The 25,813-nt window shown below is 42.3% G+C and carries 25 protein-coding genes and 2 pseudogenes; 15 read left to right on the forward strand and 12 right to left on the reverse strand.

All coding sequences use genetic code 11. From position 1 onward, the window contains the following. Window positions 1–47: 47 nt before the first annotated feature. Window positions 48–527, reverse strand: coding sequence for an acetyl-CoA carboxylase biotin carboxyl carrier protein (gene accB / locus PN447_RS08325; protein ID WP_271731126.1), 480 nt, complete (start codon window positions 525–527; stop codon window positions 48–50). A gap of 114 nt (window positions 528–641) precedes the next feature. Beyond that, the gene (gene efp, locus PN447_RS08330) at window positions 642–1,199 is read right to left on the reverse strand and encodes an elongation factor P (RefSeq protein WP_271731125.1); all 558 of its coding nucleotides are present in this window, start codon (window positions 1,197–1,199) and stop codon (window positions 642–644) included. Window positions 1,200–1,489: 290 nt separating this feature from the next. Between efp and PN447_RS08335 the strand changes: the two genes are divergently transcribed. Then, a complete protein-coding gene (locus tag PN447_RS08335) occupies window positions 1,490–2,635 on the forward strand; it encodes a peptidylprolyl isomerase (RefSeq protein WP_271762282.1) in 1,146 nt (381 codons plus the stop codon). On the opposite strand, the gene PN447_RS08340 is transcribed toward PN447_RS08335, so the two are convergent. Next, the gene (locus tag PN447_RS08340) at window positions 2,619–3,410 is read right to left on the reverse strand and encodes an IS5 family transposase (protein WP_271762284.1); all 792 of its coding nucleotides are present in this window, start codon (window positions 3,408–3,410) and stop codon (window positions 2,619–2,621) included. The genes PN447_RS08335 and PN447_RS08340 overlap by 17 nt on opposite strands. A 170-nt stretch (window positions 3,411–3,580) precedes the next feature. On the opposite strand from PN447_RS08340, the gene thiL reads away from it, so the two are divergent. Then, window positions 3,581–4,591: a thiamine-phosphate kinase gene (gene thiL, locus PN447_RS08345; RefSeq protein WP_271762286.1), complete on the forward strand. Its 1,011-nt coding sequence runs from the start codon at window positions 3,581–3,583 to the stop codon at window positions 4,589–4,591. A gap of 244 nt (window positions 4,592–4,835) precedes the next feature. Here thiL and PN447_RS08350 read toward each other — a convergent pair whose 3' ends face one another. Continuing rightward, the gene (locus PN447_RS08350) at window positions 4,836–5,849 is read right to left on the reverse strand and encodes a type I glyceraldehyde-3-phosphate dehydrogenase (protein ID WP_271762288.1); all 1,014 of its coding nucleotides are present in this window, start codon (window positions 5,847–5,849) and stop codon (window positions 4,836–4,838) included. A gap of 116 nt (window positions 5,850–5,965) precedes the next feature. Then, window positions 5,966–6,592 (reverse strand): nicotinate (nicotinamide) nucleotide adenylyltransferase, encoded by a 627-nt coding sequence (gene nadD / locus PN447_RS08355; RefSeq protein WP_271762290.1) that lies wholly within the window; start codon window positions 6,590–6,592, stop codon window positions 5,966–5,968. A gap of 411 nt (window positions 6,593–7,003) precedes the next feature. Between nadD and murC the strand changes: the two genes are divergently transcribed. The 4 genes from murC (at window position 7,004) to PN447_RS08375 (ending at window position 10,642) form a co-directional block, all read left to right on the forward strand. Continuing rightward, window positions 7,004–8,467: a UDP-N-acetylmuramate--L-alanine ligase gene (gene murC, locus PN447_RS08360; RefSeq protein WP_271762292.1), complete on the forward strand. Its 1,464-nt coding sequence runs from the start codon at window positions 7,004–7,006 to the stop codon at window positions 8,465–8,467. Window positions 8,468–8,586: 119 nt separating this feature from the next. After that, the gene (murB, locus tag PN447_RS08365) at window positions 8,587–9,609 is read left to right on the forward strand and encodes a UDP-N-acetylmuramate dehydrogenase (RefSeq protein ID WP_271762293.1); all 1,023 of its coding nucleotides are present in this window, start codon (window positions 8,587–8,589) and stop codon (window positions 9,607–9,609) included. A 93-nt stretch (window positions 9,610–9,702) separates the two neighbouring features. Continuing rightward, window positions 9,703–10,053, forward strand: coding sequence for a YbaB/EbfC family nucleoid-associated protein (locus PN447_RS08370; protein WP_271731116.1), 351 nt, complete (start codon window positions 9,703–9,705; stop codon window positions 10,051–10,053). Window positions 10,054–10,156: 103 nt separating this feature from the next. Further along, window positions 10,157–10,642, forward strand: a complete 486-nt coding sequence (locus PN447_RS08375) for a low molecular weight protein-tyrosine-phosphatase (protein WP_271762295.1) — start codon at window positions 10,157–10,159, stop codon at window positions 10,640–10,642. Between the two features lie 2 nt (window positions 10,643–10,644). Here the strand turns inward: PN447_RS08375 and PN447_RS08380 are convergent, their stop codons facing one another. Continuing rightward, window positions 10,645–11,328 carry a response regulator transcription factor gene (locus tag PN447_RS08380; protein WP_271762297.1) on the reverse strand — a complete coding sequence of 228 codons (684 nt, stop codon included), beginning with the start codon at window positions 11,326–11,328 and terminating at the stop codon, window positions 10,645–10,647. A gap of 421 nt (window positions 11,329–11,749) precedes the next feature. On the opposite strand from PN447_RS08380, the gene smpB reads away from it, so the two are divergent. The 3 genes and pseudogenes from smpB to PN447_RS08395 all read left to right on the forward strand — a co-directional run. Then, the gene (gene smpB, locus PN447_RS08385; protein WP_271731112.1) at window positions 11,750–12,217 is read left to right on the forward strand and encodes an SsrA-binding protein SmpB; all 468 of its coding nucleotides are present in this window, start codon (window positions 11,750–11,752) and stop codon (window positions 12,215–12,217) included. A gap of 133 nt (window positions 12,218–12,350) precedes the next feature. Further along, window positions 12,351–12,626, forward strand: coding sequence for a WGxxGxxG family protein (locus tag PN447_RS08390; RefSeq protein WP_271731110.1), 276 nt, complete (start codon window positions 12,351–12,353; stop codon window positions 12,624–12,626). A 1-nt stretch (window position 12,627) separates the two neighbouring features. Next, window positions 12,628–13,290 (forward strand): annotated as a pseudogene (locus PN447_RS08395) (RNA-guided endonuclease InsQ/TnpB family protein); the annotation flags it as partial. Window positions 13,291–13,328: 38 nt separating this feature from the next. On the opposite strand, the gene PN447_RS08400 reads toward PN447_RS08395, so the two are convergent. Beyond that, entirely contained in the window at window positions 13,329–14,756 is a 1,428-nt protein-coding gene (locus PN447_RS08400; protein ID WP_271762299.1) for an IctB family putative bicarbonate transporter, read from the reverse strand. A 122-nt stretch (window positions 14,757–14,878) separates the two neighbouring features. Next, complete coding sequence (locus PN447_RS08405; RefSeq protein ID WP_271762301.1) at window positions 14,879–15,565, reverse strand: rhomboid family intramembrane serine protease; 687 nt, start codon at window positions 15,563–15,565, stop codon at window positions 14,879–14,881. 632 nt (window positions 15,566–16,197) lie between these two features. Between PN447_RS08405 and PN447_RS08410 the strand changes: the two genes are divergently transcribed. Together PN447_RS08410 and PN447_RS08415 are read left to right on the forward strand one after the other, a co-directional pair. Then, entirely contained in the window at window positions 16,198–16,557 is a 360-nt protein-coding gene (locus PN447_RS08410; RefSeq protein ID WP_271762303.1) for a VOC family protein, read from the forward strand. After that, window positions 16,554–17,846 carry a recombinase family protein gene (locus PN447_RS08415; RefSeq protein ID WP_271762305.1) on the forward strand — a complete coding sequence of 431 codons (1,293 nt, stop codon included), beginning with the start codon at window positions 16,554–16,556 and terminating at the stop codon, window positions 17,844–17,846. Before PN447_RS08410 ends, PN447_RS08415 begins: the two co-directional genes overlap by 4 nt. Here PN447_RS08415 and PN447_RS08420 read toward each other — a convergent pair. Continuing rightward, the gene (locus PN447_RS08420; protein ID WP_271762306.1) at window positions 17,836–19,413 is read right to left on the reverse strand and encodes a hypothetical protein; all 1,578 of its coding nucleotides are present in this window, start codon (window positions 19,411–19,413) and stop codon (window positions 17,836–17,838) included. The genes PN447_RS08415 and PN447_RS08420 overlap by 11 nt on opposite strands. Window positions 19,414–19,670: 257 nt before the next feature. Between PN447_RS08420 and PN447_RS08425 the strand changes: the two are divergent. Further along, window positions 19,671–20,993, forward strand: a pseudogene (locus PN447_RS08425) (ArnT family glycosyltransferase); the annotation flags it as partial. A 15-nt stretch (window positions 20,994–21,008) separates the two neighbouring features. On the opposite strand, the gene PN447_RS08430 reads toward PN447_RS08425, so the two are convergent. After that, the gene (locus tag PN447_RS08430; protein WP_271762307.1) at window positions 21,009–21,380 is read right to left on the reverse strand and encodes a hypothetical protein; all 372 of its coding nucleotides are present in this window, start codon (window positions 21,378–21,380) and stop codon (window positions 21,009–21,011) included. 207 nt (window positions 21,381–21,587) lie between these two features. After that, on the reverse strand, window positions 21,588–22,001 hold the full coding sequence (locus PN447_RS08435) for an AbrB family transcriptional regulator (protein ID WP_271762308.1): 414 nt from the start codon (window positions 21,999–22,001) through the stop codon (window positions 21,588–21,590). 393 nt (window positions 22,002–22,394) lie between these two features. Between PN447_RS08435 and PN447_RS08440 the strand changes: the two genes are divergently transcribed. From PN447_RS08440 to pyrR, 3 genes are all read left to right on the forward strand, one after another. After that, the gene (locus tag PN447_RS08440) at window positions 22,395–22,838 is read left to right on the forward strand and encodes an Rrf2 family transcriptional regulator (RefSeq protein ID WP_271762309.1); all 444 of its coding nucleotides are present in this window, start codon (window positions 22,395–22,397) and stop codon (window positions 22,836–22,838) included. Window positions 22,839–22,864: 26 nt separating this feature from the next. After that, window positions 22,865–23,836, forward strand: coding sequence for an adenosylcobinamide-phosphate synthase CbiB (gene cbiB / locus PN447_RS08445; RefSeq protein ID WP_271762311.1), 972 nt, complete (start codon window positions 22,865–22,867; stop codon window positions 23,834–23,836). 86 nt (window positions 23,837–23,922) lie between these two features. Next, window positions 23,923–24,465, forward strand: a complete 543-nt coding sequence (pyrR, locus tag PN447_RS08450) for a bifunctional pyr operon transcriptional regulator/uracil phosphoribosyltransferase PyrR (RefSeq protein ID WP_200987724.1) — start codon at window positions 23,923–23,925, stop codon at window positions 24,463–24,465. A gap of 49 nt (window positions 24,466–24,514) precedes the next feature. Here pyrR and PN447_RS08455 read toward each other — a convergent pair whose 3' ends face one another. Next, window positions 24,515–25,666 carry an alanine--glyoxylate aminotransferase family protein gene (locus PN447_RS08455; protein ID WP_271762313.1) on the reverse strand — a complete coding sequence of 384 codons (1,152 nt, stop codon included), beginning with the start codon at window positions 25,664–25,666 and terminating at the stop codon, window positions 24,515–24,517. Window positions 25,667–25,813 lie beyond the last annotated feature (147 nt).

A 25,813-nucleotide genomic window follows, 5' to 3' on the forward strand; every position in this document is an offset into this window, starting at 1 on the left:
GTAGGGGATCTCACTCTTGCGTGATTGATATCTTGATAAATTAATACCTAATCGGGGTTAATTCGCATCAAAACTTGGCCATATTCCACCGGTTCGCCATTTTGCAGCAGAATCTCCATGATTTGTCCGGATACTTCTGCCTCAATTTCATTCATCAGTTTCATCGCCTCAATGATACAGACTGTTTGACCGCTACGGACGCGATCGCCCACTTTCACAAAAGGTGCTTCACCTGGTGCGGGAGCGCTATAAAAGGTTCCTACCATGGGGGAAGGAACTTCTACTAGTCTTTTATCAATCAGTGATGGGGGATTTGCCGGTAACTGCACAGTAGAAGCAGTGGCAGTATTATCTAAAACACGACTTGTTCCCACCTCGACGATCTGATTTGGCGATTCGGTAAGTTTCTCTCGCTCTGATTTGCGTACTGTTAGTTCAAAGTCATCGCTTTTAAGTGTTACTTCTGCAATGTCTGTTTGGGCGATAGTTGCCAGTAGTTGGCGGATTTCATTAAATTCCAATGGCACAGTTTTTATTACCTCGACCTAACCGTAAGTCAAAATTATCAATGTGGCAGGGATTTAATCCCTAAATAAATATAGGGACTGAAATCAAAATTGCTTGGTGGTCACAAAGTCAACTTATTCCCTGCCTAAGTATTTATCTTCACGGGTATCAATTTTGATACGCTCACCTTGAGCAACAAACAATGGCACCATGATGATTGCTCCTGTTTCCAGAGTAGCTGGCTTAGTTCCACCTGTAGCCGTATCACCCTTGATACCTGGATCAGTTTGGACAATTTCCAACACCACAGAGTTGGGTAATTCCACCTCTAGAACTTGCTCCCCCCAACGAACAACGTTAACTTCCATACCTTCTTTCAGGTACTTGACGCGATCGCCTATTTGCGCTGCGCTCAATCTGCTTTCCTCGTAGGTTTCCATATCCATAAAGACGAACTCATCGCCCTCTTTATAGGTATGCTGCATCGTGCTTTTTTCCAAATTGGCTTGTGGTACAGTTTCCCCGGCGCGGAATGTTCTTTCTAGCACCTTGCCAGTTTGGACACTCTTGAGAGTTGTACGTACAAAGGCAGAACCTTTGCCTGGTTTAACGTGGAGAAATTCTACTACTCGCCATACAGACCCATCCAAGACAATTGATACACCGGGTCGAAAGTCGTTACTAGAGATCATGAAGCTTTAAGTTTTGGAAGACAATCGGCATTTATTGTACCCTTCAAGAGTCGTAATTAGTAGTTAATCATCAAGTAATTAGTCAATTCATTCAGGTATGGTGAGTCAGCGCGGTCTTTTTGGTTGGCAGCAACAAGCAACTCACAAACCCTACAGGAAAGACTAGACCGTGATAGATAATTTTCGCCCCGATCCTAAATTCCCTCATTACTCAGCACTCGTACTGTGGGAAGATGATTGATGGGTTAAGCCCAGCCAACAATGTGATGTTGCATTTGAGTTATTCCATCATGTTTAACATATTAAAATCCTGGCTGAAAAACAGCCTAATGGGAATATTGTTAATAACAATATTTTTAGGCATAAATACAGCTACCTGGACTCCTCCTAGTCACGCAGCCCTGCCATCTGGAAATGCTATTACTGAAGGCAAGGCTTTATTAAGGTATGCACTCCCGATAGAGAATAAACCAGTCCGGCGACTGCAAGCCAGTTTAGAGGATATCTCTACCCAACTGCGGGCAAATCGGCGATGGGGTGCTATCTCTAGCGACCTGAAAACAGCGTCACGGATTCTCGATAGACCTAACCAAATCCTAGCAAGCGTTCCCGAAGAACGCCAACCTCAAGCCGAAGCTTGGATTAACCAGTTAAAATCTGGAGTCGATTCACTCCAAGCAGCGGTACAACTTAAAGATAAACAACAAGTTCTAGAAGGTAGAAATAAACTCCTCGATGTAGTCACCCAGTTAGAAGAATCAATGGTGACTGCATTCCCCTTTGAAGTACCTGCTGAGTATAGTAACCTGCCTCAACTCAAAGGTCGGGCTACAGTGGCTGTTAAAACTAACAAAGGTGACTTGACTGTGGTGGTAGACGGTTATAGCGCCCCGGTCACAGCTGGTAACTTTGTGGATTTAGTGCAACGAGGTTTTTATGACGGTTTAGAATTTACCCGTTCAGAAGAGTCTTACGTGCTGCAAACCGGAGATCCACCAGGAAAAGAATTAGGTTTCATTGATCCGAAAACTGGCAAATACCGCCCTATTCCTTTAGAAATATTAGTGGAAGGCGAGAAAGAACCCACTTATGGCATTACTCTTGAAGAAGCCGGGCGTTATCTCGATATGCCAGTTCTGCCTTTTTCTTCCTTTGGCGCATTGGCAATGGCTCGCCCAGAAGGTGAAGTAAATGGAGGTTCTTCTCAATTTTTCTTCTTTTTGTTTGAGCCAGAACTCACTCCTGCCGGACGAAACCTCTTAGACGGTCGCTATGCGGTTTTTGGCTATCTTATTGATGGTAAGGAAATTTTGGATAAGCTCAAAGAAGGTGACAAAATTGAATCGGCAACTGTGATTCAAGGAATAGAAAACTTGGTTCAGCCGTCAGAGGATGTTTGGAAAGTATTAAACAACTCAATTAAGCGAGTCTTCTGAGTATTAACCGAATCATGGCGATTTGCACAAAGGTTTCATGGGTCTGGGGTAAAATTTGGTAGTCCTTACTCAATCGACGACACCAATTAAACCAACCAAAACTACCCTCGACAACCCAACGCTTTGGTAACAGAACAAAGCCTTTAGTATTAACCGGACGACGTATAACCTCCAAAACCCAGTGATACGTATCCATCACCCATCTCATAAAGCCTTCACCTTGATACCCAGCATCAACCCTCAGCACCAACCGATTCAAGCGATCGCTAATTCTGTTCTTAGCTTGGGCGAATAATTTTTTTGCTCCTGCTTGATCGGATTCATAAGCCGAGGTGACTACAACCATCAAAACCAATCCCAGAGTGTCAACTAAAAAATGCCGGTTACGTCCCTTAACCAGTTTCCCAGAATCAAAACCGACAGCTTGGGATACCATTGTTCCACTCTCTACAGACTGAGAATCCACAATTGCTGCACTTGGGTTTGGTTCATGGTCTTCCAGAACACGTACCCACTGTTGAAGTTTGTGGTTAATGCGTTCCCATGTACCATCCAGGCGCGATTTTCGGAAGTAATAGTATACCGTTTGCCATTTTGGGAAGTCATTTGGTAACATCCGCCATGGACAACCCGCACAAAGAACATAAAATATTGCACTAATCACAGCGCGTAGGTCAACCCGACGGGGGCGACACCCCAAATTTATTGGGGGTATCAGCACTGATAGCAATTCCCACTGTTCATCGGTCAAGTCTGTTGGGTATGATTTAGACATGGCTCAAGTAACTCTGTCGCGTTTTTATCTACTGACAGAATATCGTTACTTGAGCTTTTCTTGACTTGACAAACATCCTCTCAGCCGCCTAGAAAGGTAGAGATTCCTAAATAAATACGAAAGTTTGGGGAGTTTTTAATTATACTCCTCTTTTATTTGACTAATCACTAATGACTCAAATTAAAGATATTGGCGAACAAGGTATTTTAGAGAAATTGCAGCGTTTCTGCCCCCCAGGAATGATTGGGGATGATGCCGCTGTCCTTTTAACCTCACCAGAAAAATCTTTAGTAGTCACAACAGATGTGCTGGTGGATGGTGTGCATTTTAGTGATGTCACCACATCCCCAGAAGATGCTGGTTGGCGGGCTGTGGCTGCTAATTTATCCGATTTGGCAGCAATGGGGGCCACTCCCATGGGCATTACCATCGGTTTGGCGCTACCAGGGGAGGTGATGGTGAGTTGGGTTGAGCGCTTATATCAAGGAATGACAGAATGCCTCCAGAAATACAATACCGTCATTGTTGGCGGTGACATCGTGCGATCGCCCGTCACCACCATAGCCATTACTGCCTTTGGTCAAGTTCATCCCCAAAGGATTATCCGACGTTCTGCGGCGCAAGTGGGTGATGCCATCATAGTCACTGGTGTTCATGGAGCATCCCACGCTGGCTTACAATTGCTCTTACATCCTGAATTGAGGCAAAACCTCACCAATGCAGAACAAAGGACACTAATCACAGTACACCAGCGCCCACAACCCAGATTAGATGTTTTACCCATACTCTGGCAAATTCTCGAATCCTATTCCCCATCCCACCACCCCCCTATAGCCGGTATGGACAGCAGCGACGGCTTGGCGGATGCCATTTTGCAAATTTGCCGCGCCAGTGGTGTTGGCGCTATCCTACAAAGCAGCCTAATCACCTTACCAGGTAGTTTTCAGCATTGGCTGACACCAGAAAAAGCTCTAGAATATGCCCTTTACGGCGGTGAAGACTTTGAATTAGTGCTGTGCCTACCAGAAGTTATTGCCAATCACTTGGTGACAACACTCGGTGAAAGCGCCGCCATAGTGGGAACTATTACCACAGGTTCCCAAGTAGTCCTACAAGATAAAGAGCAAAAAAAACGCGAAAAATTACAAATTTTCCGCGGATTTCAACATTTTACCCATTGACACTCTCACCGTTGTGCCTTTGGCTGTAACAGGAGATTCTTGCTTTACAGCTTTGTCCGGATTCGAGTTATCTTTGTCTTGAAAACCCCCCAGACTCACCTCCACAAGCATCTATTTAACGTCCACTGGCTGTCCAACAGCAGACAACAAAAAACTAGTTATTTATCGTTTCTTTCCTATTGCAAGATCTGTTGCTCTTGCTTCAGTTCCAGATGATTTCAAAGTCATCACTAATGACGAATGACTAAACCCACTTTTCGGCCACCAGTTCTGCTAAATCTAGAACTCTTTGGCTGTAACCCCACTCATTGTCATACCAGGCCATCACTTTCACCATATCATTACCCATGACTAAAGTCAAGTTGGCATCGACAATCGAAGAAGCATCAGTACCTTGATAATCCGAAGAGACCAATTGTAGTTCGCTGTAGTCCAAAATGCCCTTGAGTGGACCTTCAGAAGCCTCCTTGAGAGCTTGATTCACTTCTTCAGTAATAGTACGCTTCTCAACTTGAACTACGAAATCTACCATTGAGACGTTAGGAGTTGGTACCCGCAAAGCCACACCATTAAGTTTACCTTTGAGGTCTGGGATTACTAGTGCCACTGCTTTTGCTGCACCAGTGGAGGTGGGAACAATGTTAATAGCTGCAGCCCGTGCCCGTCGTAAATCCCGGTGAGAAGCGTCTAGCAAACGCTGGTCGCCGGTGTAGCTGTGGGTGGTGGTCATCGTACCTTTGATGATCCCGAATTTGTCGTTTAATACCTTGGCTATCGGAGCCAAGCAGTTGGTCGTACAGCTGGCGTTACTAATGATGTTGTGCTGGTTGTGGTCATATTCGTGATGATTCACTCCCATGACAAAAGTACCATCCTCGTTTTTACCAGGTGCGGTGATCAGAACTTTTTTCGCTCCAGCATTCATGTGCTTTTGCGCTCCCTCTCGGCTGGTAAATACGCCTGTTGCTTCGATAATCAGATCAATTCCCCACTCTTTCCAGGGTAAGTTTTCTGGGTTGCGATCCGATACGCATTTAATAGTCTTACCATTAACGATGATGGAGTTATCATCGGCTGTAATATCAGCATTCTTTAACTTCCCAAGCATTGAGTCATACTTGAGGAGATGAGCATTAGTTCTAGGGTCTGATGTGTCATTGACAGCAACAAGCTCAATGTTGCTATTTTCTCTGCCTACCCAGCAGCGTGCAAAGTTACGTCCGATGCGCCCAAAACCATTGATTGCGACTCTAATCACAGTGTCTTACCCTCTGTATTTATGCCTATAAATTGATATCTTTGACCCCAATCATATCGCAAAGGGGGGAGTATTAATAACCATAAATTTTCAGATCGATCAAAAAAACACATATTTTATTCAGATTTATCTGAGTAGAGGTTGTGAGTATTAATGTAGGATCTGACGGATTCCGGGACTAAATAACCAATTGACCGGCTTTCCCGGCAAAGTCTCCGAATCAGATTTGAGGAAATTCCTATTAAAGGTATGTCCAATAGTTGCCAGCGAATAGTTAGCGACTGCTGTGTGAGTTGTTGCTCCACTTGCTTGCATATCTGATCGCTTTGATCTGTTGTCTCACCACCTAGCAGTCGGGGAGCGATTAACCAATCACACATTTGTACTAGTTCCCGTCCACGATACCAACGGGGTAAAGTTTGAAATGTATCCAAACCCGTAATCCAGTACCAGTGAGTATCTGCATAACAACTAGATAAGTCCATGAAGGTATTGATGGCATAGGAGGTCCCAGAGCGTTTTGCCTCGATGGAGGAGAGGGTAAATGCTGAGTTTCCTCTTGTGGCTAATTTCAACATTTCCCAGCGATTTTTAAACAAAGCCACTTTTTTATGGGGTGGGTTTAGTGATGGTACCCAAATCACCTTCGACAGAGGTACTTGATATAAAGTTGTTTGGGCTACGAGTAAATGTCCCCAATGAACTGGGTCAAATGTGCCACCAAAGATTCCGATGTGCTGCATTCAGTCATACCTAAACTTGATTCCATATCGCCAGATGATAATACAAATATACTATCTTGCTCAAGCTGACTGGAGAAGTTTCATGGAAAATTTCTCAATTTAAAACTATTTCCACTATTAATAATGTATGACTGTAGCCAACATCACTCAAGAACTGAGTAAAAGGTATTGCGAAATACAATATTTTCTGTCCCGATGCGGCATCAACTCTCAGAATAATCTTAATAACAGTTCCGAAATAGCCAAAACGTTCAAGAAAGGTAAAATCATTCTCAATCAGCAAAAAAACAGAGGAAAATAATCTGAATATCAGGTATAAACAAAATGCAAGTGCAGTTAGTCTAAAAATCAAATTCCTGGTATGATACGCGTGTCATTTGTGATTATGGTGTGGTGTCAGAGGACTCATCAATGAATAATTATGTAGATTTTAGCGGCCGACCATTTCATTTCATTGGAATTGGTGGCATCGGTATGTCTGCCCTAGCATACATTCTGGCCAAGCGTCAAATGCCAGTATCAGGTTCTGACCTTCGTCCGAGTCATATTACGTGCAAGTTGGAGTCGATCGGAACACATATTTTTGGCAGACAGGAGGCTAGTAATCTCGAGTTCTTTCGATCTCGTGAATCAGCTCATAAAGTAATATTAAACTCACCAGAAATATTAGCCGCAGGTAGTAACTCAACACTGCCTCAAGTTGTTTGTTCAACGGCAATTAATGCCAACAATTTGGAATACAAAGCAGCACTGGAATTAGGATGTCCAATTTTGCATCGTTCAGATGTACTAGCAGCCTTGATTTCAGACTACTATAGCATCGCAGTTGCAGGAACCCACGGTAAAACTACTACCAGTAGCATGATTGGCTATATGCTCTTACAAGCTGGTTTAGACCCCACAATTCTGGTGGGTGGTGAGGTTGACGCTTGGGAAGGAAATGCACGATTAGGGGAAAGCAAGTATTTGGTAGCTGAGGCAGATGAATCTGATGGTTCCCTGGTGAAACACAGTCCCGAAATTGGCATTATTACTAATATTGAACTTGATCATCCTGACCACTATGAGACCTTAGAAGAAGTAGTTAGCATCTTCCAAAAATTTGCCTCTAGTTGTAAAACCCTTATAGGTTGTATTGATTGTGATACGGTACGCCATCGTTTCCAACCGACAATTAGCTACAGCCTCAATCCAGAAACAGATGCTGATTATACTGCTACTAATATTGATTATCGCGCTGATGGTACCACAGCCCTGGTTTGGGAGAAAGGCAAACCCTTGGGAGTATTGAATTTGCGTTTGCTCAGTCGGCATAATCTCAGCAATGCCCTGTCGGCAGTAGCTGTTGGTCGAGCCTTGGGTTTAGAGTTTGGCACAATTGCCAAGAGCATTGCCACTTTTGTAGGTGCTAGAAGACGCTTCGAGTTGCGCGGAGAAGTTGGCGGTATTACCTTTATCGATGACTATGCCCACCACCCCAGTGAAATTCGCGCTACTCTTGCTGCAGCACGTCTCCAGTCCAGACCAGGGCAAAGAGTAGTTGCTATTTTTCAACCCCATCGCTACAGTCGCACACTCACCTTCTTAGAAGAATTTGCTGAGTCTTTCGCCCATGCTGATTTAGTTATACTTACAGATATTTACAGTGCTGGCGAACCTAATTTAGGGCAAATTAGCGGTGAACAACTTGCAGTAGCAATAGCCAAACAGCATCCACAGGTGCTTTATGAACCTCATTTACCCTTAATGAGTGAATTCTTGGTACAAACCCTGCGTCCCGGAGATTTAGCACTATTTCTAGGTGCTGGGAATTTAAATCAGGTCATCCCTGAAGTAATTACTACACTTTGTGAACCTGTTACAGCCACATCCTAGATGAGGAAGAACAATTACGGTGAACACTGAGTTACCCCAAGGTTTTTTCCTCTGGCAATGATTCTATTGCCGTATTTTTACGGCACTTAAATGTAAAAATTTCACAAATTTATCTCAAGATGAAAATCTCCCAGGCACTTGGAAATGTCTGCACAGTTTTTGACTCAATTACAGAGAAGCAGGAAAGACAAGATTTAGGTGATAGTAAAATAATTTACTTAAAAGATACGGATTGCGCTATTAAGTCACAAGTTTCTTTATCTGCATTTACTTCTTATAGAGTAGGGGGAGCGGCAGAATGGTACGTTGCTCCTCGTAATTTAGAAGCACTACAGGCTAGTGTTGAGTATGCTAAAATACAAGATTTAGGCGTAATAGTACTGGGTGCAGGTTCCAACCTATTGGTGAGCGATCGCGGTTTACCGGGTTTAGTAATTTCTACTCGTCATCTGCGCCATACCCACTTTGATCCCCAAACAGGTCAATTAACTGTGGCGGCGGGAGAATCAATTCCCAACCTGGCATGGGAAGCAGCAAAATTAGGTTGGCAAGGATTAGAGTGGGCTGTTGGTATCCCTGGCACAGTTGGGGGTGCTGTGGTCATGAATGCTGGGGCCCATCATAGCTGTATTGCAGATATGTTAGTGAGTGCTCAGGTACTTTTACCGGATGGTACCTTAGAAACTCTGACCGCCGACCAGATAGGTTACAGCTATCGAACTTCATCACTGCAAAATCGTGAATCTTCTAGAGGGAACCCTTGTCAACCCATTGTTACCCAAGCCACCTTTCAACTCCAACCGGGTATCGATCCAGCACGAGTTTTGCAAGTAACAAAGGAACACAAAAAACATCGACTAAATACCCAACCCTACAATTTCCCTAGCTGTGGCAGTGTCTTCCGTAATCCTACACCTTATGCTGCTGGTTGGTTAATTGAACAAACAGGTTTAAAAGGACACCAAATTGGCGGAGCGCAAGTAGCACTATTACACGCTAATTTCATCGTCAATCGTGGTGGGGCTAAGGCCAGCGATATTTTCTGTCTGATTCGTCATATTCAACAGCAAGTACAAGAACACTGGTCAATTTGCTTAGAGCCAGAGGTAAAAATGATCGGTGAGTTTCAGGTGGCTGCTTAGGGGAATAAAGATTAGTAATAAAACAGGCAAGCTACCGACCCCATCTATAATGAAATTTGGTTTAATATTAAACGCACGCTGGGAAAATCAGTTATGACAGGAAAAGGACAGGGATTCGGTTTTGGTGGTCTAGGAAAAATGAAAGAACTCGCCGACGCTTTCAAAAAGGCGCAGCAAGTTCAAGAAGGCGCCAGGCAGCTTCAAGAACAATTGGAGCAAATGGAGATTGAGGGAGAGTCCGGCGGTGGACTCGTGAAGGTAATTGTCAGTGGTAACCAAGAACCCAGACGGGTGGAAATTGCCCCCGAGGCCCTAGCACAAGGTGCAGAATTACTTTCTGACCTCGTAACAGTCGCCATGAAAGATGCCTATAGCAAGTCCACCGCAACAATGCGGGAACAAATGGAAGTCTTGACCAGCGGTCTGGAACTCCCTAATTTTTAATCGTTAGCTGTAGAGACGCTATGGGTTGCGTCTCTACACTCAAAAACCATTAAACTAGTGTCTGTAGATTTTTGACCCTGGAGGGTTGCTAAGTAGAATTTTTATGCCTTATAAGCTGCTGTTTGTTTGCCTGGGGAATATCTGTCGCTCCCCATCGGCAGAAAATATTATGAATCATCTTATTGACCAATCTGGATTGAGCGATCGCATCCTCTGCGACTCTGCTGGTACATCCAGTTATCACATTGGTAGTCCGCCAGATAGACGGATGAGTGCGGCTGCTAGTGCAAAGTTAGGAATTAAACTGCGTGGTCACGCGCGGCAATTTCAAAAATTAGACTTTCAGGAATTTGATATGATATTGGCAATGGATCAAGGGAACTACGAGAATATCCTGGCTCTTGACCCCACTGGGCAGTATGACCATAAAGTTTACTTAATGTGTAAGTTCTGCTCTCGCTATACCCTCAAGGAAGTTCCAGACCCTTACTATGGTGGACTGGAAGGCTTCCATCAAGTGATTGATTTACTTGTGGATGCTTGTGAAGGTCTACTCACATACATTACCAGTCAGCAAGTAGAAAGCTAAATCTATTCAACCAAGCCATGGGTAATAGCAAAGCGCACTAGCTCCGCTCGGTTGCTGGTGTCAGTTTTTCTTAATAAACTGCTAACATACTTTTCTACAGTTCTCGGACTCAAGTGTAGTTCACCTCCTATATCAGCATTAGATAAACCATGAGTCAACAGTTCCAAAACTTCTTGTTCTCTGGGGGTCAAGGATAGGAACTGATGGGATTCCCTAATACCCGCCCATAGAGAATTTGGCATTGTCACCTCTTTGGAAGGTATAAAATTGCCTAAATTCTCTTGATAAGACAAGCGGTATTCAGATCGAATAATTTGCGATCGCTCTAAAAGATTACGAATTGCTGCTGCTAACTCCTCGAGTTCAAATGGCTTAGGTAAGTACAAATCACACCCAGACTGGTAGCCAAGAATTCTTTCCTGGGTTTTAGTGCGTGCTGTTAATAAAATTACAGGTAATAACCTGAATGTCGGCTGCTGCCGTACCCGACGCACCAGTTCATAGCCGTTTATTCGTGGCATAATAATATCAGTAACAATCAAATCAGGATGGTAATTCTCTACCATTCTCAAAGCTTCTTGACCGTCATTCGCCGTCACTACGGAGTAGCCAGACAGTTCAAGATAATCACTAATGGATAGACGAGTGCCCGGGTCGTCATCCACAACAAGAATAGTCAAGGGCATGGACAATACACCCCTAGCATTTTTTAACTCAGATTAACGGATTTATCCGAGGTACATCAGTGAACGTAAGGAGAAATAGTATTCTTATGTTTCATAGTATGACACGATTACGAGCTCATGAGTCTCTTATTTTTGATTTATGAGGAAAACCTTAAATACTGAGTCAGGATTGCCAAATTACAACCAAGTTCGATTTGGAATGCTAAAAGGCTATAGGTAGCTTTTTAACTCTTAACAATCAACCAACCATCTACAGATAATACTCGCTATAGTGTAAATTAATATTTTCTCCCATCTAACTTTTAATTGACAATTGAAAAAAGTTAAATTAAAAGGATATGGACTAACGCTGATATGGATATCACACTTACAGCCAATCCAAACATTTTTCCAGCACATTTAAGTACAAAAAAGTTTTTCAATGAGCGAAAAGAGCGAAAGCTACAAAGTTATTAGTGACAACCGTCAAGCCCGTTATTTGTATGAAATCCTAGAAACCTTTGAAGCGGGAGTTGAGTTGACAGGAACAGAAGTTAAATCAATTCGCGCCGGTAGAGTTAATCTCCAAGATGGTTATGCGTTGATTCGTGATGGCGAAGCATGGCTAATCAACGTCCATATTTCTCCTTACAACGCTAGTGGTCAATATTTTAATCATGAACCGCGTCGTACCCGCAAGCTGTTACTACATCGGCAAGAAATTCGTAAGTTAATTGGGAAGGTGGAACAGCAAGGTTTAACACTAGTGCCATTAAAAATGTACCTGAAACGAGGCTGGGTAAAAGTCAGTATAGCCCTTGGTAAAGGTAAAAAAATCCATGACAAACGTGAATCCCTGAAAAAACGGCAAGATCAACGTGATATGCAACGGGCGATGAAAAATTATTAAGCTTCATTGACCTTTCTATATATCCTCAGTGTGAGTTTAGAGAAGGCCGAGTTTATGGCTACGGATTGATTGGGTGAGTTATGGGAATCGATAAACTAGTGGGTAAAGTTGGAAGGGATGAGAGATTTTCACCATGACACCTATTTTGACCAAAGCAGTTGGTGCTGGCTTTCTCACTTTGAGTATGGCAATATTGCCTTTAACTCTACCTGTAAATGCCCAAGTTACTGAACCGAGAGTTGAGACTACACCCAGAACAACAGTTTACGAACGCCAGGATTTTGATTGGGGTTGGTTAGGATTAATTGGTCTATTTGGTTTGGCTGGTTTAGCTGGTAGAAAAAGTGGCGGGGAACCTACTGCTTATCGTGAACCCACTGCTCCTAGTACTACAACATATAGGGACTAAGAATAGAACCAAAAAAATTAAGGCTTCTAGGAGATGGAAAAAAGCCCAATCAAAGGTTAGTAAACTAATTCGTCAAGTTGCTAACCAGCGCCAAAATTGGGTACATCAAGTTGCAACAGACATTGTACGCGGTAATAGCTTCGTTGCAACTTAGAAACTAGAAGTCAAGAACATGACCAGTAAAGCTAAAAAAGGCAAGCGTAAGAAACAAAAAGCAGGCTTGAATAAGTCGATACTGGATGTTGGTTTTGGAATGCTTCGCAGTATCATCAAGTACAAAGTTGAGCAGATCGGTGGTGTATTTGTAGAAGTTCCCAGCAAGAAAGTAAAACCTAGTCAAACCTGTCCTAAATGCGGTCATCAACACAAGAAAACACTTGATATGAGAGTGCATAATTGTGCTGTTTGTGGTTATACACAAGACCGCGACATCGCTGCTGCACAAGTAATGCTTTACTGGGCAAAAGGAATTCTACCGGAGTCAGGAACTGGCTTCGTAGTCGCACAGTCGCCTAGCTCTACCGCATCTACCAGCAAGCGTAAGCAAGCTGGAGCGATGCAGCAACTAGGGGCAAAGAAGCGACAAAAATCTACAGAAAGTTTTGCTAAGAACGAACTGAGGGAGGTAGAAACCCACAGTTGGCTTCGCCTGAACTGTGGGTAGTTCATTTGTGGCTCCTGAATTCTGCTGTTCATTGGACTTTAGCTTGGTCTGGGTTTTCCGTGACTTGAAGTCACATTTTGACTGTGGTCTTCAGGTATGGGTGTCCAGTAACTAGCAATTATAGCCACCATTAACCACCAAAGCGTATTGACTTCAGGACGAAACCAAATAGTATCTACAGTCCCATGAGCTAGCATCCCTGTTACAGTAGCCAATGCTCCCATCAACCAAAATCCGTCTACACTCCTAGATTGCCGCAATCGTTGCACTTGTACAAATGCGTTATTAAACGTCACAATCATCAGCCATAAGAAACAGCCTAAACCGGCCAAACCAGTTTCTACAGCCACCTCTAAAAAAACAGAATAAGCACTTAAAGCCGTATAACGAGGACGTTGGTAGAGTGGATAAACTTGATTAAAAGAGTTATGACCAGGGCCAATCCCAATCATGGGGCGATCTCGAATCATCTCAAACACAGCATCCCAAACATTTCTACGAAAATTATTACTGCTATCTTGACGACCCGAAAAAATACTCAAAACTCTCAGGCGCACTGGCTCGACAAATATCACTGCTAGCAACAGTAACCCAATCATACCTCCCAGAATTATCGGGAGTGACCAAGTACGCCAAAAAGGAGGCATTTCCACACTCCACCAGTAAACTAGTAAGGCTATGGCAGTCAGTACAGCCACTACTAGACCAATCCAGCCACCACGACTAAAAGTCAGAACTAAACAAGCAGCATTAGCTGTAAACATAGTTAATGCTAAACCTTTCTTGATCCTGCTATCCCAAGCAAAAATTGCTACTAGGCTTAAAGCTACCGCCGGTACAAGATATCCAGCCAATAAATTGGGGTTACCTAAATAACTATAAACCCTGGTTGTCTGAGCTAGAGGAGATTCTGGGTCTACCCAAGTTGCTAGTGCTCGAGCTTTGAAAAACCACTGCCGCAACCCGTATATACTTACTACTAAAGATATATGTAAATACAGGATAATTATCCAAGACCGCACACGAGTCGATCGCAACACCCTAGCACAAAGGGCAAACAGCAGTAGATAAAGTGTCAATACTACCAAATCTTTAAACGCTGCTGGTTTGACTGGTGATAAAGCTGTAGAGACCACAGCAATTGCCCAGTAGAGTAAGACCAGCAGATGAATGGGGGTAAATAACGGCGTACTTGCCGGTGCTGATTCATCAGATAAAGTCAACAACAGCCAAAATCCGACACAAGCTAATAACAACACTCCGACTAAGCTACTGGATACAAAAGGGGCAAGAGCATACAGCATACTAAGTAACAATACTGCAATACTGTCTCCACAATGCATCAAAATGCTACTTTGCCGCCAAGAGTGTAATAACCCCACCAAACAGCGGCGTAAGTAGCTTGTTTCCAGATATTCTTTGATTGGTAAATAAGATAAAGTAAATCGTTGCCAGACTAAATTCATTATGGGTTAACAACAAAATATTAATTGTAATTGTATTCAAATAAATCCCAACCCCAGTCCGCCACAGTTATGCTTTGTTTGTTTCCCCTGAGAGTAAACAGGGAGGGATTGGGGGATGGGTGTCAACTAGCGCCGGTGCCGTCATGTCGAAATAACCCGAATAACGGAGCCAGAATAATCCCAAAAGCAAAGCCGCCAATGTGCGCCCAGTAAGCAACTCCGCCTGTTTCCACACTCATATTAGCAGCGGCTTGCAGACTCGCTAGACCGGATATCACATTCTGGATGACAAAAATCCCGATGAGAATAATTGCCGGTATCCTGATGGTGGTGACAAAAAAACCGAGAAAAGCTAAGGTTAAAATTCTTGATTGCGGAAACCGGATCACGTATGCACCCAGAACCCCAGCGATCGCACCACTAGCGCCTAAAGAAGGAATGGTAGAATTCATGCTGATAAACCACTGACACAAGGCTGCTAAAGCACCGCACGACAAATAAAAAATTAGATACTTGAAGTGTCCCATACGGTCTTCAACATTGTTACCAAAGACCCAGAGAAACACCATATTTGACAGCAAATGCCACCAACCACCGTGTAAAAATTGTGATGTAAATAGAGTTGTCCACTCTTGGGAAAAATTAGTGGTTAACTGTTGTGGTATGACGGCGTACATCCCGAAAAATTGCTCTAGCTCTTGACCTGATAGACTGAGTTCATGAAGAAAGACGACAATATTCAAACCAATCAACCCGTAAGTTAAATACGGAGTGGTTCGCGCGGGGTTTTCATCATAGAGAGGAAACACAGGTGTTTTTCCTAATTATTATCGGTTAATTGCAATATAGCCTGTGTTGCCATAGCAAATTGCTCAATAGTATGAATTGGGCGATGATGTCTCGCCCCCATAATAATAAATAGGTTGTCCTGGAAAGCACAGATTTCTACCACCAGGTATTGCTACGCCACGCCAGCTATATAAAGATATGCTCAATTACCAACTATCATCCTATTTGAGACTCCCAGTGTCAAACGGACTGTTCCTCAGATTTATCCATCAGAGGATGTTTGTCAAGTCATGATTAGTGTATCAACTATTGTTTGACCCCTCCCTCACCTTTCCATTACGAAGGGAATGGGACTTAATTTTGTTGCTTCCCACTGTTCCCTAATCCCTAACCCCTGTTCCATAAGATGAAAATTACCTGTTGAAAAGTAGTTATAAAACAACCTCTTACCCGTTCTCCCTATCAACTAAAGCACTTTTCAAGTAAATAAAGTACACAGCTTAATATCATAAATCTTGTGGGGTGGGCAATGGCTGAGGCTAGCGGTAGCTATCGGTCGATGAAAAGCCCTGTCAATCTCCCATCATAGATAATATAGGGGACTAAAGTTCTCACTACAAACTTTGATTATTACTTGATGAGTAGATAGACAATGCAGATTATCCAGTCTCTCCATACAGCAATTCTCGTGACTGACTTAGAAAAAGCGGAAAATTTTTATGGCACAATATTGGGATTGTCCAAAATCGAGCGATCCTTAAAGTATCCCGGTGCATGGTATCAGGTGGGGAACTATCAACTTCATCTAATAGTTGCAAATGCTGTCCCTACCGATAAACCTAATCAAAAATGGGGACGCAATCCTCATATAGCCTTTTGTGTAGCTGATTTGGATAATGCTCAACAAGAATTACTCCATCACAACTATCCCATTCAAGTTAGTGCTTCGGGTCGCGCTGCTTTGTTCACTCAAGACCCGGATGGGAATATCATCGAACTGAGTCAGGAATGAAAATTATTGCTTATGCTTACAGTAACCCCCTGTTAGAATCTTCTCCTCATCCCCATGATTGGGGGTGGGAGGTTGATTCTACATATGAAGATTTGGGTCAGAGATCGCAGTTACAAAAATTAATCACAGACTGTAAAACTCAACCAGCAGATTATCTCCTCATCCGTAGTTTAGGGGAATTGGGGGATACTTTGGAGGAAGTGAGTGATCGCTTGCATGAACTCGAAGCAATGGGGATAATGATTATTGCTACGGAACAACCCTACACTTCCCAAAGTTCCCGTGTAGACTCGGATTTGTGGAAATTGCTTCAGGAAATCGCAAATCAGCAGCATAGCCGCCGTATCCGCCAAGGACACGCATCTAATCGTCTGCAAGCCTCACCTCCTCCGGGTAAAGCTCCCTATGGCTATCGTCGTAGTAAAGAAAAATATACTATTGACCGCAGTACGGCAACTGTAGTTAAAGATTTTTTTGAACACTTTTTACTTTACGGTTCCCTACGGGGTGCAGTTGGTTATTTAGCCAAGAAATATGGTAAGAAAATTTCTGTTACTACCGGGAGACGCTGGCTAACTAATCCCGTTTATCGCGGTGATACAGCTTATCACCATCATCAAATTATTTCTGATACCCATATCCCCATTATTTCTAGGGAAGAAGGGGCTCAAGTTGACCGCATCTTACGCCGCAACAGTCGTTTACCTTCTCGAACCGCCAGCGCACCCCGTTCTTTAGCTGGTTTGGTTATTTGTGGTGAGTGTCAGTCACATACAACAGTTACCCGCGTCACCCGGCGCCACCAAGATAAAGAGTATCTTTATTTACGTCCTATTAGCTGTACGCGACGGAGTAAATGTCGGGCGATCGCCTACCATGACGTATTACACCATACTATTAAAATTATTTGCCGTGACTTAGCTCTGGCTGTGGACGGAATGGACTTTCCCCAATTGGATAATATTAAGAATAGTCTGGTACAAGCGATCGCAAATCAGCAACAAATACTCCAGCAGTTACCAGCTTTAGTGGAAACGGGGATTTTGGATGACGAAACAGCCAAGTTAAGGGCTTACAAACTGCGCACAGAAATTTCTCAACTCCAAGCCAAACTAGCAACACTTCCCCCAGTCAACTTGCGTTCCGTTGCTCAAGCTGTTTCCATTCCCCAATTTTGGTTAGACCTATCAGAAGCAGAAAGAAGGTTTTACTTTCGAGAATTTATCAAACAAATTGAAATTATTCGCCACGATAAAGACTGGGAGTTACGCTTAATTTTCATTTTTTAGCAGCAGATGTATTTGCTTTACCTGTATTGCGAACATTTACAAATTTACCCAGCAAATCAAACCAAAATGGTGCACCCATGGCAATTGCAATTCCACTTACAAACCAACCGAAAATCATAGTTAAAAATTTCTGGACTGAAAAATGACCCTGTTTACTAGGCTCCCAGTCAAGTTGTTGTTTTAAATTAATCGCATTCCAACCAATAGGTAAGAGGATTGTTGCTAATACATCTTCAGTTTGTTTTTTGACTTCTGCTAAATTTCCAGACGCATTAAGATTATTATTCTTCACTATTTGGCCAGCGTTATTGACAATAGCAATCCTGACAGCAGAATCTTTTGATAGTCTATTTACAATATGAAATGCATCAGCATTTGCAATCACTGCCATGCTAAAGCCAATTAAAATTGCTACTCCTTTAGCATTTCGTTTGTATACTCCAGCAGATCGCTCCATTGATTGATTAAATGTCTCTTGTAGTTCTTGCTGTAATATATAAATTGCTTCTTGTGTATTTTGAGCTTTTGTTTCGGCACGCTTTGCTAAACTAGCCATATTCTTAATTACAGATTGCGGCAGTTTTACCCTCAATTTTCCAAATGTTTGATCGGCTTCAATATTTTGGTTTTGAAATTCCTTGAGTAATCCTTGGTGAACCTCACTACCTATATTGATTAACTGCACAACTTCATTAATATGAGGTCTTAAACCTTTCAGGGAAATAGTTTTTTCAATATCGTTAAACATATCCCCTCGGAGGAATCTCAGTTTTTGTAAGGCTTTTCCGGCGAAAAACTCATCTGGTATATCTTCCTGAAAAATATATATGTATTTATCTAAACTTTGTGCCATGCGATTCATGCTAATCAGCAAGTCAGCTTTTTGTTTACAGAAATCATCAATAATTTCGGTAAAGCTTTTCTCAACTACTTCTGTAAATTCTTGGTAGATATTAACTGAAAATTGCGTTATGTGGTCATCTATACTATTTACTTGTGTGTGAAACTTCAATAAAATATTTTGGATCTCTTGTAACTGTTCATCTTTAAAATTTATCAGTCTTGATTCAGTTAACTTATGAACTAGTTCTGGTATACCTAATGTTTCTATGAGGGTCGTAGCAAAAGTATCCGCTGACATATAAGAAGGAGCGCTGTGCTTTATACTATGTGATTGGCTATTGTTATCTTTGATATTCCCTTTTTGGTATTGTACATATCCAAAAAAACTTTTCTTTTTTTTTCCTCCAGATAGGGGAACTTGTCCCAGAAGAGATGATAATAACCAAGTAAACCGCCGAGGTAAATTTGAAATACCTTTTGATTCTTGGTTGATAGCTTTAATCAAGGGATGGTTATATAATTCATTAACAAAGTTAATGATCCTATCATCATCTGACTCTTCTGCATCACCTGCTACAAGAATTTCAATGGATTTCTTTAGATGCACTGCACGCCATTGTAAAACCGTAGAGATCATTTCCTGAATTTCGGAAGCTAACAAACTGAAAATTAAGTAGATAAAAATTAAACCAATTGTTATATCTAAAATAAAAGCTAAACTCATTGACAATTTCCTCAACAGATAGTTAGCATATTCATCTTGCTAATATTTGTATCATTTCTACCAGCTAATTATTGTTAAATAAATTAAAGAACACTCAACTTAATTTCTCGAAAAATTATTTATGCACGGGGAAAATTGAGGTAACCTGAGAATTTAGGAATTATTCAAAATAGATATTCTGACTGATGAGTAACATTACAGATGTATTCAGGTCTTGTGTGTAATCAAAACAGTAAGTAAAATGATGATCAGAGAATATGCAAGAAAGAAGTTTTGTTTCGGACTATCTAGAAAAACAGCATCGCACGGTTAATCAATGGATTGATTGGGCATGGCTAATGGTATTACTGTTCGCAGCAGTCTTACTGTTTAGTATTAATCTGGGAGGATTGTCCTTACGAGATGGGGATGAGGCTACTGTGGCACAGGTTGCCAAGGAAATCTGGAGTGCTCCCCCAGGTTCCATGAGATGGCTCTACCCTACCTTACTAGGTGAACCCTATTATAACAAACCACCTTTGATACATTTGTTGATTGCTTGGGCTTATTCTTTGGGAGGCGTGAATGAATGGACTACACGCTTACCCGGCTCAATTTTGACAGCATTTTCTGTGCCATGGCTCTATTCTCTGAGTCGGGAGATATCTCGTCAACGTTGGGTAGCTATTTATAGCTCCTTGATTTATCTGACAATGCTCCCCGTAGTCCGTTATGGCAGATTGGCTATTTTAGATGGAGCGGTGGTAACCTTTTTTATCATCATGATTTGGTGCCTATTGCGATCGCGGCGGGATTTGCGTTACTGTCTTGGTATTGGAATTGCACTGGCATTAATTTGCTTCACTCAGGGGCTATTAGGCATATTACTGGGTGCGATCGCCATTGTCTTTCTATTTTGGGATACACCCAGATTGCTCACCAGTTCCTACTTCTGGATAGGAATCACCATTGGCATATTACCTGTGGCTGCTTGGTATAGTATGCAACTGTTGCACTATGGTTACAGTTTTGCTTCTGTTGTCCTGGTCAATCAATCATTAACCCCCATCAACACAGGCATTAACAGACATAATGCTCCACCCTGGTACTATGTCATGGAAATTCTCAAATGGACATGGCCCTGGTTAATTTTTTTGCCCCAAACTGCGCGCTTAATTTGGACAAATCTTAACCTTAGCTGGGCGAAACTCTTACTGGTATGGAGTATCGTCTATTTATTGCTCATATCCTTGATGAGTATAAAACCACCTGGGTACTTATTAACCATTTACCCCAGTCTAGCCTTAGCTTTTGGGGCTGAGTTAGCAGAAATAGAAAATCTTCCTGTAGCATCATCCTATCCGCGTCTTTGGATAACCAGTTTGTCAATACTAGCTGTAGTGGCTTCTGCTGCTAGTATTTACTTCAGTGCCGGCACAGTAGAGAAAACAGATTTACAGCTGATTTTTGCAGCTGTGGCTCTGACCATGACTTTAGCTGCTATTTTAGCAGAACGAGGTAATGGGGAATTCCTGAAAATTTTACTTTGGGGAAGTTATATTTCTCTACTGCTATTAATGAAATCAAACTACTGGGCTTGGTAATCAGAAAATTGATTAATCTTGTTCTGGAATTTTCTCAGTGGTAGGAAGTTGTCCTTCATAGCTGGTATTTTGCTGCGTCATAGTGATCATAGTCAAGAAAATAGCCAGACCAACAGCCAAGCCTAAGACAGGACGCTTGTTGAGAATAAAATCTCGTGTAATTCTAGCTAAAGGGCTACTTTGACGACGTAGAGACGAACAAAGTATTATTTGTTTAAGTATAAACGGATCACGGACATAATGGCCACTGCGACAGACTACTAGCCTTTGCTGACAATAAGGACAGCTAAACAAGCCCACATGAGACTGGGCTATTCTGTGCTTAGGATTTCTTTGACAAATTGGGCAACTAATATAATCCTTATCAAAGGTGTGTATATTCATCTACCTCCTCCGCTTAGTCCATTTACTAGCTCTATCTTAATGGAGCAAGAGGACTCCGGTTATAGTTCCATACTTAACCGGAGGTGAATTGCAACCACCTTATAACTAACGCGACAGCCTTTCATCTCTGCTCAGAGTAAATCATTCGTATTTGTCTAATGGTCAGTAGTCAGTAGAAAAAATCAACACCTGACAACTGACAATTGATTAGGCTGTAATCTCTATGGCTTCCATGTCTTCGGCAGCATCTGTATCTAGCTGTTTCAGACGAATATGTTTTTTCCCCAGTGTGATGAGAAACTCATCTCCCGGTTTGAGATTCATCTGTTTTGTATAAGCTGAACCTATAAGTAAATTACCATTTGATTGCACGCTAATTCTATAGCTAGCACTGCGCCCGCCACGTCCATTCGCACTGGGTGAACTGTCTAACTGAATGCCTTCAGCATCAATGAGAGCATTCAAAAATTTCATCATATTCACACGCTCTATACCATTTTTGGTAATGGTATAGTAGCCGCACTGCTTGGCTTTTTCTTCTTTGCTCAGGGTTTCTAGCTCTCTAACTTTTTTGAGCAGTTCTTCACCCATTAGGGGTTCTATTTTTTTCAGTTTAGGCATCAACTTAGATGAAAAATGAATGGTTGGAGTAGTTGAATCGGATTTATTTTAGCTGACATCGAGCTAGTAGGAACAAAATCCTTGAGTTTTTATGTCAGCTTTTCTGAGTATATTACACTCATAGATGAAATTGTTGCACAATTACCAACATTGTCAAGGGAATCTATTCTTTGGAATGCTCCTAACTATATCTAGTTTGTGAACACTAGTAGATTATATTTGTTTAAGTTTCCTAAAGCCACTCTCAAGGCTTATTTACTTAAATCCCTTGCTCATGAGAACAAAAGATGATAAAGAAAACTGCTAGTTTAATCCTGATCATTAGTAATTACTCAACGGTCAGCGGTGAAGACAAAATAACTGATAACTTATAAATAAACAAAACTCGTCACCATGAAACTAACTACCAAAGGACACTACAGTGTTAAGGCATTACTAGATTTAAGTTTACAGCCAGGTTATGGACCAGCACCAGTGAGAGCCATCGCACTTCGCCAAGATATCCCCGCGCCTTACCTTGAGAAGTTACTAATAGAAATGCGCCGGGCTGGATTAGTGAAATCAATTCGGGGTAGCATTGGTGGATACCAGCTAGCATTAAAGCCAGCACAAATTTCTATAGGTCAAATTTTAGAGTCAGTTGGTGAAAATATGACTCGTTTACCACGTCACACCCCAACCACAGCCCAAACTGAAGATTGGGTAACATTCACTCTTTGGCAAAGACTCAACCAAAAGCTCAAAGAGGCTTTATACAGTATTACTCTGGCGGATCTTTATTATGATGCCCGTAGTTGGCAAGCTTCTCTTGGGGAAGAAGCTAGTTTTGTCGTTTAGTAATTGCTGATTCGCCTTCATATATAATGACATCATCTGTTATTTTGTTCCTTGCTGCACTATTAGATTACTTAATTGGCGATCCTTGGGGTTGGCCTCATCCAGTCCAAGTTATGGGGTGGGTAATTTCTCCCTTGACTAAATTTTTTCTCAAGGTCTGTCACAATTCTCTCGCTCAAAGGATAGCTGGAATTATCTTAGCCATAACCTTAATAATTGGTAGCGGCTGTTTGGGTTGGTTAATAATTCAAACTGCCAAATCGCTCCATCCATTATGGGGAAGTTTCTTAGAAACCATTATTTTAGCTAGTTGTTTTGCTTTGAAAAGTCTTCGGACAGCGGCACAGGAGGTTTTAAAACCATTAACAGCAGGAGATTTAGACTCAGCCCGTTATATTTTAAGTAATTATGTCGGTAGAGATTCACAACATCTCTCAGAACCAGAAATTTTGCGCGCTGTGTTAGAAACTGTCACAGAAAATGCTACAGATGGAGTGATGGCTCCACTTTTTTATGCCATTGTGGGCGCTTGTGTGCCGGGTGTGGGTTTAATTCCTCTGGCTTTGGCATACAAAGCTAGCAGTACCCTTGATTCCATGGTAGGTTATCGCCAAGCACCCTATACTTATATAGGGTGGTTTAGTGCCAGGCTAGAGGATTACTTAACTTGGCTACCTTGTCGCTTAACGGTGATTACTTTGGCTCTACTATCAGGTAAACCCCTATATGTTTGGCGAATATGTTGCCGTGATGCGGTAAAAGATACCAGTCCTAACTCAGGCTGGAGCGAGTGTGCTTATGCTGCTATTTTGGGTGTGCAAATGGGCGGTACCAATTGGTATGGCGGAGTACCTAAACAAAAACCCCTCTTAGGAGATGCCATTCATCCCATTGCCCCAACCGTAATTCACAATGCCTTATTGCTGACTCGATATTCTTTTTTGTTATGGTTATGCGTAGCGATCGCTATACCCCTAATTGCTAATACACTTAACTAATATGGATGAAATAGGGCATGGGGAGATTTTTTTCCCATAGCCTTGTACATGAGCGATTAATGGCCTCTCTACCCATTCCCTAAACTATGTCTGCCAAAGTAGTTGAAATTCTTTCATCAGAAGACCTGCGTCGTACATTAACTCGCCTAGCCTCTCAGATTGTGGAAAAGTCCCGTGATTTATCCCAACTGGTACTCCTTGGTATTTATACCAGAGGGGCGCTCTTAGCAGAATTATTGGCACGTCAGATTGAGACACTCGAAGGTGTCAGCGTGGCAGTGGGAGCATTAGATATTACATTCTACCGAGATGATCTTGATAAAATTGGGTTAAGGACTCCAGCAAAAAGCAACATCCCTTTTGACCTCACAGGGAAGACAGTTGTGTTAGTAGATGATGTGATTTTTAAAGGTCGGACAGTTCGCGCCGCTTTGAATGCCGTGACTGAGTATGGTAGACCCGAAGTCATCCGCTTGGCTGTTTTAGTAGACAGGGGTCACAGAGAAGTACCAATTCACCCAGATTTTATTGGTAAGCAACTACCTACCGCCAAAGAAGAAATCGTAAAAGTTTACTTACAAGATTGGGATGGCAAAGATGCAGTTGAGTTGATGGCAGCAAATAACTAGAAATATTGCCAGTACCAATTGGTATCCAGTTATCAATGGTGTTCACCCCCTAAGTTGTTGGCAAAACTTGCCTTAATGCCGCTAAAAGTCGGTCAACGCTTTCTGGACGACTATTAAAACCCATCAGTCCCACCCGCCAAACTTGACCGGCTAGTTCACCTAGACCACCGCCAATCTCAATGTTATGTTCATTGAGTAACTGCCGAGCGATCGCTTTACCATCTACTCCCGTAGGAATACGCACAGTAGTTAAAGTTGGTAACCGATACTCCTTCTCAACGTGCATAGTTAATCCTAAATCTTCTAAGCCTTCCCAGAGATACTCGGCATTTTCTTGATGACGCTGCCAACAATTAGCTAATCCCTCTTCTGCCACTAAACGCAGTGCTTCCCGCAAGGCATAATACAGACTAATCGGTGCTGTGTGGTGATAGGTGCGTTCATGCCCCCAATATTTACCCAATAATGACATATCTAAATACCAGTTTGTCACCTTTGTAGAGCGCTGCTGCAATTTGTCTACAGCACGAGAGCTCATAGTAAAAGGTGAAGCACCCGGAGAACAACCCAATCCTTTTTGACTACAACTATAAGCTAAGTCAACTCCCCAGGCATCCAAAAATATAGGCACACCGCCCAGACTGGTCACCGTATCTACCAACAGCAAAGTCCCAAATTCACGACATACCTCAGCCACTCCTTCTAAAGGTTGACGTGCCCCGGTAGATGTTTCAGCGTGAACCAAAGCCAGAATTGCCGGACGATGTTGTTCTACAGCCATGCGGATTTCATCAAGGCTGAAAACTTGCCCCCAAGGCTTAGTAATAGTGCGCACATCCGCACCATATCGCCCAGCCATATCCACAAGGCGATTACCGAAGTAACCAGCTACACCAATCAAAACGACATCACCTGGTGCTGTAGCATTGGCGATGGTTGCTTCCATTGCCGCTGAACCAGTACCACTAACTGCTATGGTGTGGTGGTTTTCTGTCTGCCATACATAGCGCAGCAGAGATTGAATCTCATCCATAAGTTCCAGAAAAGCCGGGTCAAGATGTCCCACCAGTGAGTGATTCATAGCTTGAAAAACAGCGGGATGGGCATTGGATGGACCTGGACCCAATAGCAGACGCAATGGAATTTGTAGAGGTTTAAGTTGTAAGTGCTGACTGTTGTTAATTGAAATCATGGGTATCATAATTTATTTTCGCTGATACTTTGTTACTAAATATTTGCCAATAAATAAATAGATAAAGCCTTTTTCAGGCTAATGAAGTACACATCAATTGCCTATTCCCTATTCCCTATTCCCTGTTCCCTATTCCCTGAAACTAAACAACTTTGT

The sequence above is a fragment of the Anabaena sp. CS-542/02 genome (assembly GCF_028331085.1).
Taxonomy (GTDB): Bacteria; Cyanobacteriota; Cyanobacteriia; order Cyanobacteriales; family Nostocaceae; genus Anabaenopsis; species Anabaenopsis arnoldii.